This window comes from Streptacidiphilus sp. MAP12-33 (assembly GCF_041261265.1).
GTDB lineage: Bacteria > Actinomycetota > Actinomycetes > Streptomycetales > Streptomycetaceae > Streptacidiphilus.
This window is the reverse complement of sequence record NZ_JBGCCA010000011.1, coordinates 62086-81246: the sequence shown is the minus strand read 5'-3', so window position 1 is coordinate 81246 and position 19161 is coordinate 62086. Positions and strand designations below refer to the sequence as shown.

17 protein-coding genes are annotated in these 19161 nt (G+C 70.3%); 8 read left to right on the top strand and 9 right to left on the bottom strand.

Annotation, left to right across the window (positions count from 1 at the left end):
• The first annotated feature begins 104 nt into the window (after positions 1–104).
• The 3 genes from ABH931_RS13435 to ABH931_RS13425 all read left to right on the top strand — a co-directional run bounded on the left by ABH931_RS13435 (position 105) and on the right by ABH931_RS13425 (position 2786).
• Positions 105–530 (top strand): VOC family protein, encoded by a 426-nt coding sequence (locus tag ABH931_RS13435; protein ID WP_370112747.1) that lies wholly within the window; start codon positions 105–107, stop codon positions 528–530.
• Positions 531–735: 205 nt separating this feature from the next.
• Complete coding sequence (locus tag ABH931_RS13430; RefSeq protein WP_370112745.1) at positions 736–1836, top strand: winged helix DNA-binding domain-containing protein; 1101 nt, start codon at positions 736–738, stop codon at positions 1834–1836.
• Positions 1837–2243: 407 nt separating this feature from the next.
• Positions 2244–2786: a hypothetical protein gene (locus ABH931_RS13425; protein ID WP_370112743.1), complete on the top strand. Its 543-nt coding sequence runs from the start codon at positions 2244–2246 to the stop codon at positions 2784–2786.
• Here the strand turns inward: ABH931_RS13425 and ABH931_RS13420 are convergent.
• From ABH931_RS13420 to ABH931_RS13410, 3 genes are all read right to left on the bottom strand, one after another.
• Positions 2747–3424: a WhiB family transcriptional regulator gene (locus ABH931_RS13420; protein ID WP_370112941.1), complete on the bottom strand. Its 678-nt coding sequence runs from the start codon at positions 3422–3424 to the stop codon at positions 2747–2749. The two genes, ABH931_RS13425 and ABH931_RS13420, sit on opposite strands and share 40 nt — an antisense overlap.
• A 183-nt stretch (positions 3425–3607) precedes the next feature.
• Positions 3608–4081, bottom strand: a complete 474-nt coding sequence (locus ABH931_RS13415; protein ID WP_370112741.1) for a hypothetical protein — start codon at positions 4079–4081, stop codon at positions 3608–3610.
• Between the two features lie 965 nt (positions 4082–5046).
• A complete protein-coding gene (locus ABH931_RS13410; protein WP_370112739.1) occupies positions 5047–6288 on the bottom strand; it encodes a helix-turn-helix domain-containing protein in 1242 nt (413 codons plus the stop codon).
• 306 nt (positions 6289–6594) lie between these two features.
• Here ABH931_RS13410 and ABH931_RS13405 point away from each other — a divergent pair, with 306 nt between their 5' ends.
• Positions 6595–8151 (top strand): phosphatidylinositol-specific phospholipase C domain-containing protein, encoded by a 1557-nt coding sequence (locus ABH931_RS13405; RefSeq protein ID WP_370112737.1) that lies wholly within the window; start codon positions 6595–6597, stop codon positions 8149–8151.
• A gap of 10 nt (positions 8152–8161) precedes the next feature.
• Here the strand turns inward: ABH931_RS13405 and ABH931_RS13400 are convergent, their stop codons facing one another.
• Both ABH931_RS13400 and ABH931_RS13395 read right to left on the bottom strand, forming a co-directional pair.
• The gene (locus tag ABH931_RS13400) at positions 8162–8902 is read right to left on the bottom strand and encodes a class I SAM-dependent methyltransferase (RefSeq protein ID WP_370112735.1); all 741 of its coding nucleotides are present in this window, start codon (positions 8900–8902) and stop codon (positions 8162–8164) included.
• Positions 8903–8922: 20 nt separating this feature from the next.
• Positions 8923–9363, bottom strand: a complete 441-nt coding sequence (locus ABH931_RS13395; protein ID WP_370112733.1) for a hypothetical protein — start codon at positions 9361–9363, stop codon at positions 8923–8925.
• Between the two features lie 68 nt (positions 9364–9431).
• Here ABH931_RS13395 and ABH931_RS13390 point away from each other — a divergent pair, with 68 nt between their 5' ends.
• Complete coding sequence (locus ABH931_RS13390; protein WP_370112732.1) at positions 9432–9857, top strand: winged helix-turn-helix transcriptional regulator; 426 nt, start codon at positions 9432–9434, stop codon at positions 9855–9857.
• Between the two features lie 173 nt (positions 9858–10030).
• Here ABH931_RS13390 and ABH931_RS13385 read toward each other — a convergent pair whose 3' ends face one another.
• Both ABH931_RS13385 and ABH931_RS13380 read right to left on the bottom strand, forming a co-directional pair.
• Positions 10031–12316 (bottom strand): hypothetical protein, encoded by a 2286-nt coding sequence (locus ABH931_RS13385; protein WP_370112730.1) that lies wholly within the window; start codon positions 12314–12316, stop codon positions 10031–10033.
• Positions 12317–13304: 988 nt separating this feature from the next.
• Positions 13305–13643, bottom strand: coding sequence for an RNA polymerase-binding protein RbpA (locus ABH931_RS13380; protein WP_370112729.1), 339 nt, complete (start codon positions 13641–13643; stop codon positions 13305–13307).
• Positions 13644–13951: 308 nt separating this feature from the next.
• Between ABH931_RS13380 and ABH931_RS13375 the strand changes: the two genes are divergently transcribed.
• From ABH931_RS13375 to ABH931_RS13365, 3 genes are all read left to right on the top strand, one after another.
• Positions 13952–14680 carry a hypothetical protein gene (locus ABH931_RS13375; protein ID WP_370112728.1) on the top strand — a complete coding sequence of 243 codons (729 nt, stop codon included), beginning with the start codon at positions 13952–13954 and terminating at the stop codon, positions 14678–14680.
• A 127-nt stretch (positions 14681–14807) separates the two neighbouring features.
• Positions 14808–14981, top strand: a complete 174-nt coding sequence (locus ABH931_RS13370) for a hypothetical protein (RefSeq protein WP_370112726.1) — start codon at positions 14808–14810, stop codon at positions 14979–14981.
• 100 nt (positions 14982–15081) lie between these two features.
• Positions 15082–15480, top strand: a complete 399-nt coding sequence (locus tag ABH931_RS13365; protein WP_370112724.1) for a hypothetical protein — start codon at positions 15082–15084, stop codon at positions 15478–15480.
• A gap of 351 nt (positions 15481–15831) precedes the next feature.
• Here the strand turns inward: ABH931_RS13365 and ABH931_RS13360 are convergent, their stop codons facing one another.
• Together ABH931_RS13360 and ABH931_RS13355 are read right to left on the bottom strand one after the other, a co-directional pair.
• Complete coding sequence (locus ABH931_RS13360) at positions 15832–16758, bottom strand: arginase family protein (RefSeq protein ID WP_370112722.1); 927 nt, start codon at positions 16756–16758, stop codon at positions 15832–15834.
• A 1029-nt stretch (positions 16759–17787) separates the two neighbouring features.
• A complete protein-coding gene (locus tag ABH931_RS13355) occupies positions 17788–18861 on the bottom strand; it encodes a PIG-L family deacetylase (RefSeq protein WP_370112720.1) in 1074 nt (357 codons plus the stop codon).
• Positions 18862–19161: the final 300 nt, after the last annotated feature.

The following is a 19161-nucleotide window of genomic DNA, read 5'->3' as shown; positions in this document are numbered from 1 at the left end:
GGCGCGAGAAGCGGCCACAACCTGTCCGCTTCACCTGTGAGTGTGGTCAACGGCGCGGGACGCAGGAACGCCCGCAGCAGGAATCGAGCGACAAGGAGTCGATCATGTCCGTTGAGGCCGTGACCCACCTGAACTTCCGAGGCGACGCCCGCGCGGCACTCGCGTTCTACCAGTCCGTGTTCGAAGGAGACCTGGCCGTTGTCACCTACAAGGACGCCGGAGCCGTCCAGGACCCGTGCGAGGCAGATCAGGTGATGTGGGGTCAGGTCGTCGCGGGGGACGGATTTCGGGTGATGGCCTACGACGTGCCCTCGCGCCTTCCGTGGAACCGAGGTGAGAACGCGTTCTTCGTCTCGCTCCGCGGCGCGAAGGCCGACGAGGTCACCGCGTACTGGGAGAGGCTCTGCGACGGCGCGACCGTCCTGCAGCCGCTGGAGCCGGCGCAGTGGGCGCTCCTCTACGGAATGCTGACGGATCGCTTCGGCGTCACTTGGGTCGTGGACGTCGTCGGCGAGTACCACGCGTCCTGACCCACTGGGTCCGGGGCGGGCACCCGCCCCGGACCTCGCCCGGTACACGTGATTCGACGACGAGGAGGAGGCACCAGTGCGGATGAGCGAGCCGGAGCGCAACGCGGTCCAGGACGACCCGTTGCCCGGATTCCACGGTGTCCGGCCGGGCGTGCGACCCTCTGCCCCACTCCCGGGCCCAGGAGTTCGCCGCAGCAGGTCCTCGATGACCGTTCTGGACACCCGGGCACTCAACCGCGCGACGCTCGCCCGGCAACTGCTGCTCGACCGCGCGGACCTGCCGGCCCTCAACGCCGTCACGCACCTGTGCGGCCTGCAGGCACAGGAACCGCAGGAGCCGTTCGTCGGACTCTGGTCGCGGCTGCGCGCCTTCGACCCGACGGTCCTGTCGGACCTGCTGACCGGCAGGCACGTCGTGCGGACGCACCTCATGCGCCGCACCGTCCACCTCGTCACCGCCGCCGACGCCCTGGCCTGGCGGGCCCGTCACGACACCATGCTGCGTCAACGGGTCCTGGGAACCTACCGCCGCGAACTGCACGGGGTGGACCTCGACGAACTCGCCACTGCGGGACGGGCGCTGATGGCCGACGGCGAGCCCCGCTCGATGCCCGAGCTTGCGCGGGCACTCGCCCCGCGCTGGCCCGGACCCGGACCACGGGCCCTGGGGGAGATGCTGGTCGCCGCCCTCGTCCCGATGGCGCAACTCCCGCCGCGCGGGCTCTGGCGCCAGCGGGCGGGAGTGCGCAACGCCCTGCTCTCCTCCTGGCTGGACCGCGAGATCGACCCGCCGACGGCCCCGGGCTGCGCCGACCCGGTGGGCCAGCTGCTGGTTCGCCGCTACCTGGCCGCGTTCGGCCCCGCCGCCTCCGCCGACCTGCGCGCCTGGTGCGGCCTGGCCGGACTGCCCACCGCGGTCACCGCACTGCGCCAGGAACTCGTCGCCTTCCGCGACGAGCGGGGCAGAGAACTGCTCGACCTGCCCGACGCCCCGCGCCCCGACCCCGACACACCCGCTCCCGTGCGCTTCCTTCCCGCGTTCGACAACGCGATCCTCGGCTACCACGACCGCAACCGGATCATCGACGACGCCCACCGCGGCCTGTCCGTCGCCGCCGAACGCATGGTGCTGGTCGACGGCCGGGTCGCCGCAACCTGGAACGTCACAGCGGACACCGTGATCGTCACCCCGCTGCGCCGCCTGTCCCGGGCCGAGCACGCCGACGTCGCCGAACAAGGCTGTGAGCTGGCGGGATTCCTCTCCGACGGCGAAAGCCACCGCGCCCAGATCGCTGCCGCTCCCTGATGAGGGACGCGCCGCGTGCCGCAGCGCGTCGAGCTCGGGTCCGGCACGCACTGGACCTGGACATTGACGTTCGCCCGTCGGCCCTGCATTGAAGCTTCGCGGCGGCCCGGAGGGCCCGTCCCGTCAGCCCACACACAAAGCGCCGTGCCAGGGCGATACGGTGACCTCGTGCGACGGGGAGGCCCAGTAGGGGGAAGGGGTTGCCTTGATCGACGGACCCGATGAGAGCAGTCAACGAGACCCCGAGCCGCGACCGGACCTGGCGCGACGCTCGGCGCCGTTTCTGAGTTCTTGGCCGTCTGACGGGTCGGGCCGGGTCGGTCTTGCCCCCCGCAACGCACTCTCCGCTCCCCGGTGGCTCATGTTCCAGTCACATTCGGGAAGAACTACCCCTGAAAGGACGTACCTTGGCAGCTCCATGGGAGGCTCTCATATCCACTGCCGGCGGAGCCGCCGCGACGGTCCTCGGCATTCTCGTCGGCACCCTGGTCGGCCGACGTAGCGAAGAGCGGAAGTGGATACGCGACCGGAAGGTCGCGGCATACGAGCGGTTTCTTCAAAGCTTCACGGCGGTGGAGATGGGTATGCGTGACGCCTACTGGGAGGAGCGGGAGCCAGAGGGGGTCGACTGGGAGGAGTGGAACGCCGCGCTCGTGTCCGTCAGTCTGGTGGCCGACTCCGGCACCGGCGCAAGGGCCCTCGAACTATCCTTGATCATCGGGGAGTTCAGTGCGTTCCCGTTCGGAGAGCCGAAGGACATGGAGTTGCTGCGCCAGATCCTTCAGAGGCTCGACGCCGCACAGCGGCAGTTCGTTCACGCTGCCAGGCGATCACTGCACCCCGCGGAGAAGCAACCCGTCCCCTGGCGCCTGGGAGGGCCGCCACCGTGGTCCGAACTTGAGCTGATGCATCAGCGGGACAACGAGCTCGGCCGCATCATCCCCGGATGACATCGAGGGCCGAACTGGCTGAAGCCTCGCCGTCTCTCCTTCGGGGCCCGGCGCTTCGTGCGCGGGGCGCGGTGCCGTGGGATGTCCGGCTGCTCCTGGGCGGGCAGCCGGCGGAAGGCGGCGATGGTCACGGCGTCTCGTCCAGTGGGGAGGTCGGGGCGCCTGCGGAGCGCGATGCGTTGCTGGCGGGTCTTGCCGCCGCGCACGCCGTAGTCATTGTCGGCGGGCAGGGTGGGGGCGTCGGCGAGGCATTCGGCGCGGACCGGGCAACCGAGGCACCGGCCGGTGTTGGCGTTCTGCTGGCCGCTGGCGGTCTTGGCGTGGTGACGCTGCAGCACGGCACGATCAGGCGGGAGCCCTGGCGGCTGCTCACCAGCCTGACCGATCCCGAGCTCTATCCGGCGAGCCGGCTCGTGGCCCGGTATCACGAGCGTTGGCAGGCGGAGACCGCCTACGCGAGCTTGAAGGCCGCCCTGCTGGACGGTCGGGTCCTGCGTTCCGGGCACCCTGCGGACCTGGAGCAGGAGGCCTGGGGCTTGCCGGCCGTCTACCAGGCGTTGATCCGCACCGCCGCGGATGCCGCGTCCGACCGGCCGGGCCTGGACATGGATCGGCTCAGCTTCACCGTCGCCCTCCATGCGGCGCGCCACCAGGTCACCACCGCCACAGACGTGCTGCCTGACGGACCAGCCCGTCTGGTCGGCGCGATCGGCCACGCGCTGCTGGACAACCTCCTACCCGCACGCCGACGTGAACGGCTCAAGGCCCGCAGCCTCAAGAGCGCCAGCAAGTACGTCAAGAACACCGGAAAACACCCGGAATCAGTGCAGAAGTACACCCTCCGCGCCGAGATATCCGCCGCTGCGCCGCAGGAACAGCTCGCGCCCGGCCGACAACTGCCAGGCCGTGAACCAGTGACGTCCCGCGTCCCGCGTCTTCTGGACCAGGGCGTGCCCGGACACCACCCGGTAGCAGTGCTCAGGTGCTCCCGGCACGCAGTCCTCGGTGCGGAGTGACAGCCCGGGCATCCTGGAGGGGTCCGTCGGCGTCGGGAAGGCATGCGAGACCTGCCAGTGGAGGCCGTCGTCCCACGCCACCAAGATCTGGCCGGTGTCCCCCGTCCCGGGACCGCCGAACTCCAGTACCACGACGCTGCCCTGCCCGGTACCCACCACCGCGTCGCTGAAAGGCCGCCAGTACCCGCACCCGGCCACCGTGACCAGCCCCGGCAGCGAACCAAGCACCCCGACCAACCGCCTCCGCAGCTTCCGCCCGGTGACCCACCCCTGCGCCATGCTCCCCAACTGTCAGTGACCGTAATCACGACCAGGGCACAGGGCGGCTTCAATCGACAGACCATCGAGTCGAACGCCGTCGCTGCACCGCGCCCAACGCAATGCCCGGGCTGAGGGACCTTGACGCTGGCCGTGTGCACCGACCTGACCCTGGTCGCCCTGGTCGGGGACCGGCTCCGAGCCTTCGAAGACCGCTGCAACGCCACGGCGCAGCCATTCCAGTGGAAGTTCATCAAGCCGGTGAACCTATCTGGACACGGCGCCAGTGACCCGGCATCCGGCCCCGGCACCGTCCACCCGGGTGATGCGGGGCGTTGGTGCCCGTGTTCGAGAAGTTGCTCGCAAAGCTCTTAGCAGCAAGGTAGGTTGGCGGCGCCCCGGCCAGGGACGGGGGATCGATGGGACCTCCCGGGGAGCGCCATGCCGCCGTACACGCACTTCCGCATGCTGGCCTACGAGGTGCCGACGCTCGCCTGGAACCCGGACTGGGACTGTCTCATCTCGGCGTGGGACCCGGGGGCGCGGTCCCCGAAGGTCCCCGGCATACCCGTACCCGAACCTGCCCCCGGGCCGCCCAAGGAGACGCCCGGTGGGTACCTCTCCGACTCGGAAGCGGGCCTCCCCGAAGATGGTCAGAAGGGTCCGTCAAAGCGGATCAAGCCCAGGGAGTCCTTGATCTGCCTGGCCTACTTCGCCGCGGGCAACAGCGAGGCTGCCAGCAGCGGCACTCCCCCGCCCCGCGCAGGGACTTCCCCGAGACCGCGCCCTGGCACGGACCGGAACCGGAGACCGACCGAACGGCGAGCGCCCCGGTGCCCGCGAACCGGACATCAACGGGCATCAGGGCGTGGCGTTGTCAGGCGCGGATCATAGCCTTGAGGTCGTGCAGCGTCAGCTGGTGCGTGCCGCGGTCGGCTGCCTTGCTCTGGGCTTGGCCGGGGGTGAGCCGGTGGGGGCTCATTGGTTCAGGGGCGAGTCGGTGTCCAGGCTGTGCCGTTGTAGAGGTATCCGGGGTCGCCCTTGAGGCCGACGGTGTGGAAGGGCCGGCCGTGGTCGTCGATGCGGAGGCTGCCTTGGCGGTCGCCGCTGCTCCACAGCAGTTCCAGGTACCAGGTGACGTCCTGGCCGAAGGTGCTCGCGTCCACGTCCAGGACCTCGGGGTCACCGGTGGAGACCTGGTAGGGGAAGTTGGTGAGCGTCGGCTTGTCGCTGGATCCGACCGTCCCCGGGACGGGCTTGGTGCGCGGCGCCACCTGATCGAGGTCCACGGCGAAGGCCGCCGGTTCGAGGGGGCCGCCGCAACCGGAGAAGGGTTCGTAGGCGAGGCCACGGGGAGCGGGTTTGCTGGTGACGACGTGGACGTAGAGGGCGTGGAGGACGACCTGCTGGCCCGGCAGGCTCTGCGCAGTGAGTTGCAACCGCAGATGCCCGGCCGGGATCGCATCCAGTTCGGCGGCCCAGGCGTTCGTCTGGTCCAGCGGCGGCGGTTGGGGGACCTTGTCGGGCTGCCGCATCGTCAGGTACCACTGGCCGCACTGCGTGCCCCAGTTGTCGGTGAGGACGGTGACCTGGACGGGCGCTGTCGTGGTGGCGGCGCCTGGATCCTGGGACGCTGACGCTGACGCGGAAGCCGTGCCGGTGCCGGTGCCGGTGGGCGTGGCGGTAGTCGAGGTGGATGGGGTGGCGGAACCCGGCAGCACAGTGGTTCCCGTCGTCGTGGGACCCGCGTTGATCACGGAAGCGCCGGTCCTGTGCGTGTCGGTGGCACCGCGCAGCGTGAGCGGGAGTACCGCAACGGCGGCGATCACGCTGGCCGCGCCGAGGAGCAGTACGGGCCGTCTGGCCCGGACCGCCACCCTGGGCGGCGTATCGGACTCCGTGGGCCTGGGAGCAGGGGTGATCGGCTCTGGGGCGGCCGGCTCCAACTCGACACCCTGCTGCGGCTCCGGGCAGTCCGTCCCGCGGCGTGAGGAGTCCGCCAGCAGCCAAAGGCGATGCAGCGCCACCAATTCCTGTGGCGTCGCGCCGCACAGGCGCGCCAGGCGCTCGACGGGGGCGTACTCGGTAGGGACGGCCGCACCGTTGCAGTAGCGGTGCAGGGTCGAGGTGCTCAGGTGCAGCCGCGTGGCGAGCTGGCCGTAGCTGCGTCCCGAACGTTCCTTCAGTTCCCCCAGCGCCGTGGCGAATTCTTCGACATGCGTGGCCATTCCAACTTCCCCCCTCGTTCCGCCCGCCGTTCCAGGCGTGGCCATCATCACAGCTCAGAGCGCCGAAATCGTTCCAGCGTCCCGGACTGTGGCGAACCTGTGGCATCTGGCACGGCACCCGCCCCACCGTGGTTGCACGTCACAGCAGCGATCACCGAACGGCGCTGCCTGGCGACGGGGGCGCTGCCGCGCTACGCGATCACCCAGGTCAGCACCCTCCAGGTCGGACCGTCAGCAAGCCACTGACCCTGACACCTGCTCCTGCTTGGACACACCCGTCCAGGCACCACGAACGGAGACCACCGCGTGCCCCTCACCTCACACCGATCTGGCCTCAGCCCCGCCCGGCGATCGCCGGCGAGCCGCACCCTGCGCGCCGCACTGCTGCTCACCGCCACTGCCCTCGTCCCGCTGGCGCCGAGCACCCCGGCCGCTGCGGACGTGCCCCGGCCGGTGCCGCAGCCAGGGCCGACGGCGGCCTTCGAAACCCTCGGTTCGAGTTCGCAGCCCGACTGGATGTCCCGCGTCCCGGACCACACCTGGCTCGCGGCCATGTCGATCCCCGGGACCCACGAGAGCCTGGCCATCCACGGCGGAGATCCCGTCCAGGCCCAGGAGGACTTCGGCGACAACGCGCAGACCCTCACCGCTCAGTACCAGGGCGGAATCCGCGCGGTCGACATCCGTGTGCGGGTCAACGGTGGCAAGTTCGACATCTTCCACGGGTCGTACCCCCAGAACGCGAACTTCGACGACGTCCTGACCAAGACCCAGGCGTTCCTTGCCGCCCACCCGGGCGAGACGGTCCTGATGCGCCTGCACTCCGAGTGCACCGGCGCGGCCTTCGATTGCATCGACGACCCCGGAACCACCGACGCAAGCCGCCAGGCCATCTTTCGGCAGTACGTCAGCCGGTACCCGGGCCTGTTCTACGGTCCGTCGGTGACCAGCACGACGACCGTGCCGCAGCTCGGCCAGGTCCGCGGGAAGATCGTCCTGCTCGGGTTCGAGAGCCCGTACGGTGGCAACTACACCGGCTTCGGCGTCAACGGGTACAACGACAACAAGGAGGACGCCTACACGACCGTCGAACCCGGCCTGAAGTGGTCGCTGGTCAAGGCCAATCTGGACAAGGCTGCCGCCGACCCCACCGGCAGCGTGTTCATGACCTACAGCAGTGCGAACGGCTGGGGCACAGCCGATGCCCGCGGCCCCGTCGACGTCGCCGGCGGCTACGTGCTCTGGCCCACCACGGTCGAAGGCGTCAACCAGTACCTGACGGACTACCTCGACCAAGGCGGCGACGCCGGGGCCCACATCGGGATCGTCATGATGGACTTCCCCGGCTGGAAGGCGATCGCGGACATCATCGCCCGCAACCCGACCTACCGGCCGGCAGGCCCGGCGATCTGGCGGGTCGACTCCAACAGGACGTACGTCAACAGCCTGTACGGGCGGTGCCTGAGCCGCGGATCCGCGCTCGACAGCGCCGGGACCGGCGGCCTGGTCATCGATCGCGCCTGCCAGAACCCGGTGCCCAGCAGCGAGCAGTGGACGGCCACCAACCCGTCGGCCTCCTTCGACGGCAAGGGCTACTTCTGGATCAAGTCCGGCGACGGCAAGTGCCTCACCGTCCCCTACAACAACGGCGTGACGCCACCGGCCGGCACCCAGCTGCTGTGGTGGCCGTGCGAGACGCGCTGGTTCTCCGGCAACCAGATGTGGAACGTCCTGCCCACCCAGCTCAAGGACGGTTCGGCGTACGCGTTCGCCGACCAGTGGACCGGCTTGTGCGTGACCATGGACCCGGCCACCTCCACGCAGTCCACCGGCAGGGTGACCCAGGACGCCTGCCCACAGTGAGGTCCGGCGCTCACCTGAGACCGTCCCCGGGGCTTCCCGCAGGGTGATCCAGGACAAGGGGGGCGGATTTCGTGAACCACCCCTCCACCTCCCCCGGATCGGCCAGGTCTCCTGGGCCGCCCCGGTCAGTTGCCTCGACGGCAGGGGCCGTGGGATCGCCCACTGTGTCCTGGCTCGCCGGGGGACTCGCTGGCAGCAGAGCGTAGGAGAACCAGGTCGACTCGAGCGCTGCGAGCGGTCGCCAACGGCGGGCGAGGAGCGCGGTGATCTCGCTCTCGTCGATCCCGCGGGGTCCGATACCGCGTCGTCGGCGCGGCGCGGCGCGCACCAGGAGGACGGCCCCTGGTGCGGCAAGGGTGCTGACCGTGGTGGCCCAACCCGTCCTGCGTCCCACCGGGACCCCGTGCAGGCAGCCGTTGTCGAGCAGGAGTGAGGTGGCACCGGCGAGCCGGCCGTCGGGGTCGACCGCACCGGGTTCGGTCACGTCCGCGACACGCCAGACGACGTGGCCCTGCGCATGGCTGCGGCGGGCAGTGGCGATGGCCTCGGGTGCGTAGTCGACGGCCGTGACCGACCAGCCGTGCGCGGCGAGGTAGTGGGCCTGGCGGCCGGTGCCGCAGCCGAGGTCGATCGCCTGGGCGGGTGGCAGCGCTGTCGGGCCCTCGACGATGTCGACGAGAGGGGCCGGCGCTCCTGGTTGGTCCCAGGGAACGATGCCCAGCCGGTAGAGCGCGCGGTAGGTGCGGCGCATGGGGGACTCCTCGGCTGTGGTCAGCGGTTGGCCGGCAGTCGGCGCGGGTGGAACCACACGAGCGCGCCGATGAAGAGCGCGGGCGCGAACGCGGCGGTGCTGACCTGGCTCAGGCTCAGGTCTCCGCCGGCCAGGTAGGCGAGCGTGGCGATCCAGTCGATGGCCTGGATGACGATCATCGTGTCGATCCAGCCGACCGCCAGGCGCGGTGCCCGCGCCGCGGTGAACATGCCGTAGGCGTAGCCGAGGAAGCGGCCGGCCATCATCGCGAACAGCCAGTTCGCCCACGAGGGTGCTGCGGGGCGCAGGCCCAGCGCCTCGGCGCCTGCCACGGGTGCCAGCAGGAACAGTGCTCCCAGGACCAGCTGGAAGACTCCGACGGTGACAAGGGTGATGCGTAGTGCTCGCACGGGTGGTGCTCCGTTCAGCAGGTGGACGATGCCGTGACGGTAGGCGAGCACCAGGGTCGATTGTCAAAGAGTGAACTAGTATCCGTCATTGAACTATTGGGTCCGAGCAGGGAGATGTCATGGATGAGGAGTGCGCCGACGGCGGCTGCCCGGTGGCCCGGGCCGTGGAGATCCTCGACGGCAGGTGGACGATGCTTGTGATTCGTGACCTGCTCGGCGGCACCAAGCGCTTCACGGAGCTGCGGACCTCGCTCGTCGGCATCAGCCCCAAGACCCTCACCGACCGGTTGCGCTCCCTGGAGGAGCACGGGCTGGTCCTGCGCGTCATCCACGCGGAGGTCCCCCCACGCGTGGAGTACACGCTGACCGACACAGGCCTCAGCCTCGAGCCCGCGATTCGCGCGCTGGGCGCCTGGGGCGCAACGATGACTCCAGCACCCGCAGGAACACCCGAAGCCGGCGTCAGCCGGCCGCTCGGACTGCCCTCGCACGCTGGTCGCCGTGGCCGATCCGCCATGGAACCGTCAGCAGAACCAGCCACCTGATCGAACGCCACCCGATCCACACGGCCGACTGCGCCGGACCGACTGGTGCTGCCTCCACCCCGCTCGGCCGAGCTTGCCGCTTATGGTCCAGCGACCATTCGGGCCATTCTGACCATAAGCGACAATCTCATCGGCAGCCCCGTCTGTGTCCGCGTCGGGGCTCTTGGTCGGTGTTACTGGTTGCAGGGGGCGTTGGTGGGAGGCTCGGGAGAGGTGTTGGTGATGACGAGGGTGTTCTGGCCGCCCGTGTTGTCCCGGGCGTTGGAGAGGTTGTGGCCTGGGACGGTGTAGGTGTATCCGCCGATGGTGAACTTCCAGTAGCCGATGGTCTCCATGACCAGGGGGGCTTCCTCGATCCAGCCGAACTGTCCGGGCGGAACCTCGATGTCCACCGTCCGCGAGGTCTCGTCGTCGTCGACCCAGCTGTGATCGACCGAGAAAGAGGCGCCGAGGCCGAGGAACTCGAAGGGGTCGATGGACACCTCACCGCCGACCGACCAATCCGAGCCGATCACGTGCTTCCACTCGGCGCCCAGCGTGGCGGTGCTGGAGGGGCTGTTGTTGTAGAGGACGTCGCCGAACACGCAGGCGGGTGCGTTGTAGGGGACCGGGGTGCTGGTGTCCTGGAAGACGCAGTTGGACGTCTTGTGGCCGGCGCAGGCGGCGGCGGCGTGTTCGAGCGCGAGGTTCAGGATGCCGGTGGCGGTGGCGCCGTCTCCACCCAGGTGCCAGACCTGCTTGTGGTTCGGGTTGCCGTCGCCGCAGGGGAATGTGTGGATGACCCAGGGAGCGCTGAGCTCGGAGTCCAGGGTCGCTGTGAGGCAGAGCGTCGCGCCGGCCTTGTGGATGCGGTAGCCCGTGGGCTTCCCGGTGTTGTCGGTGGTCGCAGGTTCGAGGTACCACGTCGTCACCGCGGACGCGCCGCAGGGGTATACGCCCACCTCCGAATCCACGTTGGCGATACACCCGAGGGTGAGGTGGTTGAGGATGGTGAAGGTGCCGTTGGTCGCGCCCGGAACGGGTTGGAGGGCCCACTTCTGGCTTGTTGATTGCGGGTCGGGAGTCTCACGGTTGACGGGCTCGAACGTGGTGCCGGGGATGGTGTCGAGGTTTTGATTCAGGTCGGGGAGATGGATCCTGAGGCAGTCCGGTACCCCGGCGCCCGCGCAGTGGTCGGTTGAGATCGGGGCCGGTGCGCTCCAGTCGAGCCAGGTGCCCGCCGTCGAGCGGGGGGTGCCGGCGGCGAGCTGGTCGATCGCGTACATCGTGGCGGAGGCTTCATCGACGGCGATGACCGTGAAGGCGCCTGCGGCGGTGCGGGTGACGGTCAGGGCCGTGGCCGACACCCCGGGGCGCCGGGGCCAGCCCCCGTCCCAGATGCCGGTGGCGTCGTGGCCCGGGATGAGGGTTTGGACCTGGGAGCGGTGGACCACGGTGTGGTTGGCGTCGAGGCCGAAGACCGACAGGCGCCCGTCGCTGGCCGCGGCGACCACGGGCGGCGAAGTGAGGGCCAGGCCCAGGTCGAAGGAGTGGGCGGTGTCCCAGGTACCGGCGGGGCTGGCCGCGGTGCCGGGCTGGGACTGGGCGACGGTCCACGGGTGGTGGTCACTGCGGTTGGCGAAGGCCTGCAACAGGGTGCCGTTGCCGCGCGCGGCCGTCTGCCCGGTGTTGGTCCGGTAGGTGTTGGCCACCAGTTTGGGGTTGCTGATGAAGCCGTCGCCCAGATCGCTCCAGGGTGCCCAGTTGCCGACGGGCAGCTGGGTCTGCTGGGTGCCGGGCTGCTTCTGACCGGTCGTTTCCAGGTGACCGTCACCGGTGCGGGCCGCCAGCGCGATGCGACCGGAAGCGGTGACGACGGCTGCGGGGTCACCGGCCCACGGCCCGCCGCCCAGCTTCTCCCACGCGCTCCAGCCCCCGTCGTTGGGTGCCTTCTGGGCGCAATGCCACAGGGCGTCGTCCGCGCCGCGCACGAACAGCTCCAGACGGCCGTCCGAGTTCCTTTGGACCTGGCCGCTGGCACGAGTGGTGGCGGCGGTGTTGTTGTCGGCCACCACGACCGGCGTTCCGGCCGCCGTGGTGCCGGGCGGAGTCCCCATGTCGCTCCAGGCGCCCCAGCCCGACGCCCCCTGCGGCTGGAACCAGACGTGACCGGAGGCACGGGTGGCGAAGACCTCCAGCCCGCCGTCCAGCCTGTGCCCGACGGCCGCGTTGCCCGTGGTCTTTCCGCCGGTGTCGATCCACGCGCCCCATTGGGCGGTGGCGTGGTTGCGCTCGCGCCGCAGCAGGCTGTCTGCGGGAGTGCGGGCGAACACCATCGTGGTGCCGTCCTCGGCCATGGTCACGACCGGCGCCCCGGCCGTGGCCGGGGTCTGCACCGCTTTCCGGGGCTCCCGCGCCTGTGCCGCGGGCGTGACCGCGGCCGGCAGCAGTCCGGCCGTGGCAAGTGCGGCGACGAGCACCAGGTGCAGAGCCCGCCTGCGCGGGCGGGCCGAACGTCGGCGGGAGCGGATTGGGACACTTGGGAATCTGTGCATGAGCAGACCTCCGGGGACAAGGGGACGAGACGCCTGTGCAGGACACGCAAGCGGGCCGGCGGCCGGTACAACCGGAGCGGGGAACGCGCCCTCGGGAGTGTGGCTAGCGGCCGGACACAATGGCGGCGGGCGCGGATATGCACCGGCCACCGGTGATGCTCCGGTGGCCGAGGACCCTCGCGCCTTGGCGGGTCGGCTGCCCGGTGGCGGCCGCGCGGCCCCAATCACCGCTCCAAGGGGCGATCCGGTCTCGAACGCAACGAGGAGGGCACCCCTGGCCAGGCGTGGCCTGCGCCGTTCGGCCCCGTGGACGCGCCGGTGTCACAGCATTTGGAAAATCTACTGACACCTCATCAAGGGCCATATTTACACAAACTATCCGTTTGCGACTCAAAGTCAACGAACGACCCGGACTTCTCGCCGCTCCCCCACAGGTGGACCGGCAGACTTTCAACAGGCCACCGAAATCCAGCATCGGGCGTACCGGGAGCCGTCTCCACCTCAACGACCGGGACATCCGACCTGGCCGGCGGCGCGGACCGGGCCTTCAACCACTGCGCCGTCCTGATCAAGGCGACCTACGGCGGACGATCCCCGGCGTCAACGCGACCACCTTCGCCGACGCCGGACACACCAAGCACCCGGCCGGCGTGACAATCCAGGCCGACGACAAGGCCACCAGATGGCAGGTTGTCGCAACCTCAGCCCCGGGCGACCGCTTCGAGCGGCCCGAGGCCGAACCCGTCCCCGGTGCCAAGCCCGCTGCTCCCGGACAGGCCGACGCCCAGCCGGGAACCCCCGCACGCCTCGAGGCCGCACTCGCCGCCGCTCTCCTCGCGGCGACCCCGGCGAGATCGCAGCCGCCGACCCGTACTCGCTCCGCACCGAACCGCCGACGCCGCCTCCCGACTGCTCAGATGGTCCCGCGGAGCTTCGCCAGCGCCTCGTTGAGCAGGATCTCGCCCTCCTCCTGGCTGCGACGCTGACGGACGTAGCCCATGTGCGTCATGTAGGGGGCATGGCCCTCTGCCATCGGCACGGAGTTGGGATCGGAACCGGCGGGCAGCCCGCACCGCGGGCAGTCCCATGTCTGCGGGACCACGGCCTCGATCGCGAAGCTGAGCTGTGTGTGGTGCCCGCCGCCGCACCAGAACGAGACCGTGGTGCGCGGGGCGAGGTCACCGCGCTCCGGCTCCCCCATCGGTCCGGACCCGATCCGCGCGCCCCTGATGCCAGAACGTCCCTGTGCCACGCTGCTCTCCCTTTGGCCGTGATGAGTCCACGCCTCGGATGTGCATGGGGACGCTCAGCGTAAGGCACCTCACCAGGGCATCAGCGCCCCGGCCTCGTCCCGAGCGGTCAACTCGGGCCGCCTGGGTCGGTCGGCTCCGACCGGCCTGGAGCGGGCTGTCCCCATCCTGTCTCTCTTCGCGGGCCGGGTGCCGCGTGGCCGGACAGTGTCCGGCCCGGCACCACGCCGAACCGTCAGGCCTGCCAGCCCCGAAACCTGACATGTACTCAAATAGAGACAGGAAGTCACATTCAGGAAGGGGCGACGCGATGTCGCGGACGGTCTACGAGGGTTCTCCCACCAGGGAGAAGATCACAGTGCTGAGCCTGGAAGAGGTCAACAAGGTCACCGCCGAAAAGGTCCTGGTGATCGTCGTCCGTGAGGGCATGGCGAGGATCAACACTCCGGGCGGCTACGAGCAGTACGACAAGGGCGAGCTCTACCCCCTGAACGCCCTGGGAACGTCCTACCTGCCGGCTCCTTCGGGGGGCAAGCAGATCCCGTTCCGGGCCAGGGAGGAGATGGACCCCCAGGGCGGTGACGTCGACTCAGAGTGCAGTGTCACCCTCAGCGTCGAGTTCTACGTCGACGTGACCGATGCCCAGAACGTGAGGAAGGCCAGCCCGGAGACGGTGACCTTCGCGCCCGGCGAGCGCGTCAAGGGCGTACTCATCGCCAACCCGCAGCGCGCGTTCACCGTGGTGGCGAGGTTGAGCGCGGCGACGGGAGGGTCTGGTGGTATCCGGTGCGGAATCAACGAGCGCCGTGAATGCACCCGGCCGCGGCATCCGGACATCGAGAAGGAGGTCACGGCCATCCTCGACGCGTACAAGGAGCCCGCTCCTGCCCGTGCCCCTCGTCCCGAAGGCCTCTTCGGGCCGGTCGACATCGAGGACGGACTCATGCCGGCCTCCTACGGCCCGATCTACACGGCCGAGTACGCCTACCGGGTGGCGGCCATGCAGGAACCCGGTGGCGGCCGGTACAACCTCCTCTGAAGCGATACCCCGCCGCCCGGCGGAGGTGCAACAGACAGGGCGCTGAGGCCCCGCCGAGACCACCTGAATGCGACGCCGCAGTGACCGCTCCACACCATCCGGCTGGCGCGGGCGCATCGTCCTGGACATGCTGCCCGCAGACGGCGACCTCGAGATCGTCCCGCAGCAGCGCCGGCCGGAGGTGCCTCTGCCGCGGATCGCCCCACCGGAGGTGCTGTTCGACTGTCCGCTCCGGGACGAACACCGAGATGTCCTCGATTCCCTGGCCGCGCTCGGCGGCCCCGCTGACCAGCGCTGCTGAACTCCGGCCGGGCTCAGGAGGCCGACGGACGGCAGCGTATGCTGCACGCCCGGCCACCGGCACTCCCGCCGGCCGGCACGCACAAACGTTGGTGGAGCACATGATCGACACCGGGGTCCTGTTCATCGCAGGCACGGGGACCGCCGCCTGGGCCGCCGCCGGCTGGCAGGGCGTGCGCCAGTGGCAGGCCGAGCGTGGGCACCGCGTCGCGGGAATCGTGATCGGGGTGAGCGCCGCCGCGCGCGGCGGCGCTTCCAGCACCGTCACCTTCGTCGACGACGAGGGCGTTCCGCGCCGAGTGGAGACGAACTTCCGTGCCAGCATCGGGCAGGAGGTCCGACTCGGGTTCCCCGCCGGCCGGCCGCAGCACGCCCGCAGGATCGGCGGAATCGCACCGTGGGGGTTCACCATCATGGGCACCGTGGTCGGCGGCGTGTTCGTCGCGACGGCCACGTGCGTGCTGACCGGAACCGTGCCGCCGTTCCTGACCGGGCGCTGAGCCCTCCGGCAGCCCGGAGCAGCCAGCGCCTGTGCCGCGGCGGTGGGTCCGAGCAGGTCGCACCCCCAGCGGGACCGACCCGCGGCCATCCCCGTCAGCAGTCGCCTCCGGGCGACAGGTCTACGCGAACGTGCCGGGGGTGGCGCCTTCCAGAAGCACTACGGACGCCCCGCACCCCAGGAACCAGTCCCGAAGTCCTTGCGGTTGACCGTGATCGAGCCCTCGAAGCCGAACCGCAGGTCGAACCCTCTCGGCCGCCCGGCCATCTCCCTACGCGCATACCCTCCCCGTGCCAAAGGGAGCACTGGCGCACCCCACCTGGGACGAACCCTCGTGCAGTCCGACCGCGTGTCAGGACGGCCGGGACAGCAGGGGGAAGCCGCCCAGGATCTGCCCCAGCCGCATGACCTGCCGGGGAACGAACTCGGCGACCGTGAGGCCGACGACGTCCGCGACATCCGCGATGTCGGCGACGATCCGCCGCACCTGGACACCGGTCAGGCCGCCCGGCTCGGCGATCAGGCCGAGCCGGACCTCCTCGCCATCGACGGTGTCGACGTCGAAGTGGACGGCGACGCGCGAACAGCCCGTCGCCGCAAGCCAATCGAGCAGCGGCCGCGAGGACCCGCGGAGCGCGTCGGGCGCGAACGCCTGGATGCCCCAGGCCTTCGCGTCCGCGAGATTGTCGTCGAACCAGGAGTGCACACCCACCAGGGCGACGCGCTCCGGAGCAACCGTCGCCGGGAGGAGATCGAGAACGTCGCGGTCCCCGTGGCCGGTGAGCGTGGCGAGCGCCATCGCGTGGAAGCCCGGGTAGGTCCCGCCGGGTGTGAAGAGGTCGGGGTGTGAGTCGATCCAGAGGACAGCCAGGTCCTCGCCGTAGCGGTGGGCCAGCTCCGCGAACGGCGCCACGCTGACGGAGCACTCGCCGCCCAGCGTCGTGATCCGGGACGGCGCGTGCCGGCGGATCAGCTCCAGCGCCCGCGCGAGTTGCTCGATGACGACCGCTTTGGCCGCGACACCGTCCTGCTGCGTCAGGCCCACGTCCGACATCAGGACCGGCACAGCAGCGGTGGGGCCGTCATGCTGAGGCAGTGTCGCCTCCAAGACGGCTGCGCCCACCGCGTAGCCGCGCCGAGCCACGTCCGGCGGGACCTCGGGCACGTAGGCCGCGACAGCAGCGCCGTCGGCGCCCTGCCACTGGGGCCAGACGAGGCGCAGATGCCCCTCGCGGGCTCCGTCACCGTCGGCCGTCGCCCTGTCCGTCGTGGCTGCCATGAAGCGCCCCTTCCCCCGTCCGTCAGGCCACCCCTCACGAAGCTGCCCGTCCCAAGCCTATCGGGGCGGGCAGCTCCGTAAGGGTGCCCGTTCCGTCCACCATGCGACGCAGCAGCGACTTCGCTCCGCCGGCCGACTCCCCCGAGGAGATGACAGTCCGCCTGGCGAGCCCGGGATTCTGCGGCCCGAAAGCCCAAGCGGCTGTAGAGGCGCCCGGCCGCATGAACACAACCGGGACCGGCTCCCGGCGGCAGATGTGATGCCCGATCAGCGCCGATCGCCCAGGAGACCGACCTCACGGGTACCCTTCGGTCCAGCCGTGACGACAGAGACCGGGCCGTTGACGCGCTGCTCGTCGATGCCCGTCGCGCCCAGGCCGTTCCACGGGTCGGGCCGGGCCTGCCAACATTGGCGAAGAGCGGCTTCATGGAAGTTCATGGAGGGGCCCGCAGGTAGAGGGCGTCCTGGCCGCCCACCGCGCCCACCTGGATGCCTTCGGCGGCCTGGTCCGCGCGGTCCTCGCCTCCAGCCCACCACGCACCGGTCCGCCGAGCCGGGGAACGAACCCGTCGCGCCAAGGACGGCACCACCGTGGGCCCGGCACCCTCACGGCAGGGCGGTGCACCTCAGGTGGCGGCGGCGCGTGGCCGACTGGATCGCCGCCCCACCCGGCCCGCACCAGCGCTCATCTGACGACGCGTCCGGGCACCGCGTCCGCCGTGACGCTCCCGGTCAGCCCAGGACCCTCGCCATGATCTTCACGAAGAGGCAGTCCAGGCCGTAGACCAGCAGCACATCCCGACCACGAACACGATCACCACACGCACCCACGTCTGTAGCTGCCCACCGGTCGGCCGACCTTCCGCAGCTCGGCAACGACCCGACGGTGGAACAGGGCCAGCCGGGCGGGCAGAGCACGCACCCGCCCCGCTCCGCCCCCCTTCTTCTCCCGCCCCGCGAGGTACAAGTCGCCGCGCAGTCCGCATCCGGTGCCCCGGCCGCTCATCCGGGCCGGCCGGGCATCCCGCGTCATGGTGTGGGCTTGGGTTCCGGACCGTCACTGATGACGATGTTGACCTTGGTCCCCTGGGGTCGGAAGTCCGGGCCCGGCAGGGGTGTCTGATCCAGCACGAAGCCCTCGGGCACGACGGCGTCGAAGTCGTGCGTGACCGTTCCGACCGCACAGCCACTGCCACGGATCGCTGCGATCGCCGCGCCCTCGGAAGCGGGTGCCTCACCGAACTCCAGAGGGAAGCCGAGCAGGTGGGGCACGAAACAGGCCTGGTACCAGCCCGGGCCGGTCATGACCCGGTACTGGCGCACCAGCCACTGGGCGTACTCGTCGCAGACGCTGTTCTTCTTGCGCAGCGCCGCCGTGTAGCACGGCAGCAGGGAGTCGAACCGGTCGTAGCGGTAGAACGCGGCTTCCTTCTGCGCGAGCGCAGCACCGCTGACGTTGACCGGGCGTAGCGAGATGTTGTAGTCGAGGTAGCCGACCAGTTGGTGGGGTGCCTTGTAGGCGTCGCTGGCGGCGTGGGCCAGGTCCGCCGAAAGGGTGTGGTCGGCGTGGTCGAAGCCAAGGGTGAAGTCCTGGGCGACGTAGTCCTGGGTCCGGATCACGCAGGGGTGGGCCTGCTCGACGAGCCCGGTGACCGTGGCCAGCAGCCCGGCCTTGGAGTAGACGGCGGAGCCGTCGAGGGCGTGGATGGTCCGGATCTGGCCGACGCGCAGCTTGAGCAGGCTCTCCTTGTTGTGGAACCGCGATCCGCTGCCGTCGGGGTTCCCGTCGGGCAGACGCAGGAACACCTCGGAGATCCTCGGATCGGGTACCAGGGTGAACTCCACCACCCGATGCCCGTTCAAGGTGGTGTGGGACTGCCGCCACACGTTCTTGGCGCCGTCCATCAGCGCGTAGGCGGCCCTGCTGCCGGCCTCGCGTGCCATCCAGTACTTCGTCTGCTGGTCGATCCCGCCGCCCACGCGCTCGGCCGCATCACCGGCGGTGACGAAGACCGTGCGGACCTGACGCCGGGAATGGATGTCACCGAGCAGGTCCGGGCTGAGGAACAGCAAGTCGTCGTCCTCGTGCGCGACGATGTTCATCGACCCGCACCTGGCAGAGGCGGCACCGTGGTCATGTCCTGCCGCGTGCCCGCGAGCAGCCGCCGGCACGGAGCCGGCCACGACAAGCGCGAAGGACGCCGCCAGCACGCCGAGCATGCGCCGTGCCTGATCACGCGATCGGGGACGCCTGCGCCGGACAGGGAGGCAACCCCTGGCCCTGGCACGGCCACCGGGCCCGGGCGGCCGCTGGAGCGCGAGTCGCAGTGGGCGGTCCACTGGTGGAGGTACCGACGCACCATCAGTTGCCATCAATTCGCTCCTCGACACAGTCGTGCGACG

Excerpts from the sequence above, each read along its gene's own strand:
- ABH931_RS13435 (WP_370112747.1), top strand. The coding sequence starts at position 105 with ATGTCCGTTGAGGCCGTGACCCACCTGAACTTCCGAGGCGACGCCCGC.
- ABH931_RS13430 (WP_370112745.1), top strand. The coding sequence starts at position 736 with ATGACCGTTCTGGACACCCGGGCACTCAACCGCGCGACGCTCGCCCGG.
- ABH931_RS13420 (WP_370112941.1), bottom strand. The coding sequence starts at position 3,424 with ATGGAGGGCGACGGTGAAGCTGAGCCGATCCATGTCCAGGCCCGGCCG.
- ABH931_RS13415 (WP_370112741.1), bottom strand. The coding sequence starts at position 4,081 with ATGGCGCAGGGGTGGGTCACCGGGCGGAAGCTGCGGAGGCGGTTGGTC.
- ABH931_RS13410 (WP_370112739.1), bottom strand. The coding sequence starts at position 6,288 with ATGGCCACGCATGTCGAAGAATTCGCCACGGCGCTGGGGGAACTGAAG.
- ABH931_RS13400 (WP_370112735.1), bottom strand. The coding sequence starts at position 8,902 with ATGCGCCGCACCTACCGCGCGCTCTACCGGCTGGGCATCGTTCCCTGG.
- ABH931_RS13390 (WP_370112732.1), top strand. The coding sequence starts at position 9,432 with ATGGATGAGGAGTGCGCCGACGGCGGCTGCCCGGTGGCCCGGGCCGTG.
- ABH931_RS13375 (WP_370112728.1), top strand. The coding sequence starts at position 13,952 with ATGTCGCGGACGGTCTACGAGGGTTCTCCCACCAGGGAGAAGATCACA.
- ABH931_RS13370 (WP_370112726.1), top strand. The coding sequence starts at position 14,808 with ATGCTGCCCGCAGACGGCGACCTCGAGATCGTCCCGCAGCAGCGCCGG.
- ABH931_RS13365 (WP_370112724.1), top strand. The coding sequence starts at position 15,082 with ATGATCGACACCGGGGTCCTGTTCATCGCAGGCACGGGGACCGCCGCC.
- ABH931_RS13360 (WP_370112722.1), bottom strand. The coding sequence starts at position 16,758 with ATGGCAGCCACGACGGACAGGGCGACGGCCGACGGTGACGGAGCCCGC.
- ABH931_RS13355 (WP_370112720.1), bottom strand. The coding sequence starts at position 18,861 with ATGAACATCGTCGCGCACGAGGACGACGACTTGCTGTTCCTCAGCCCG.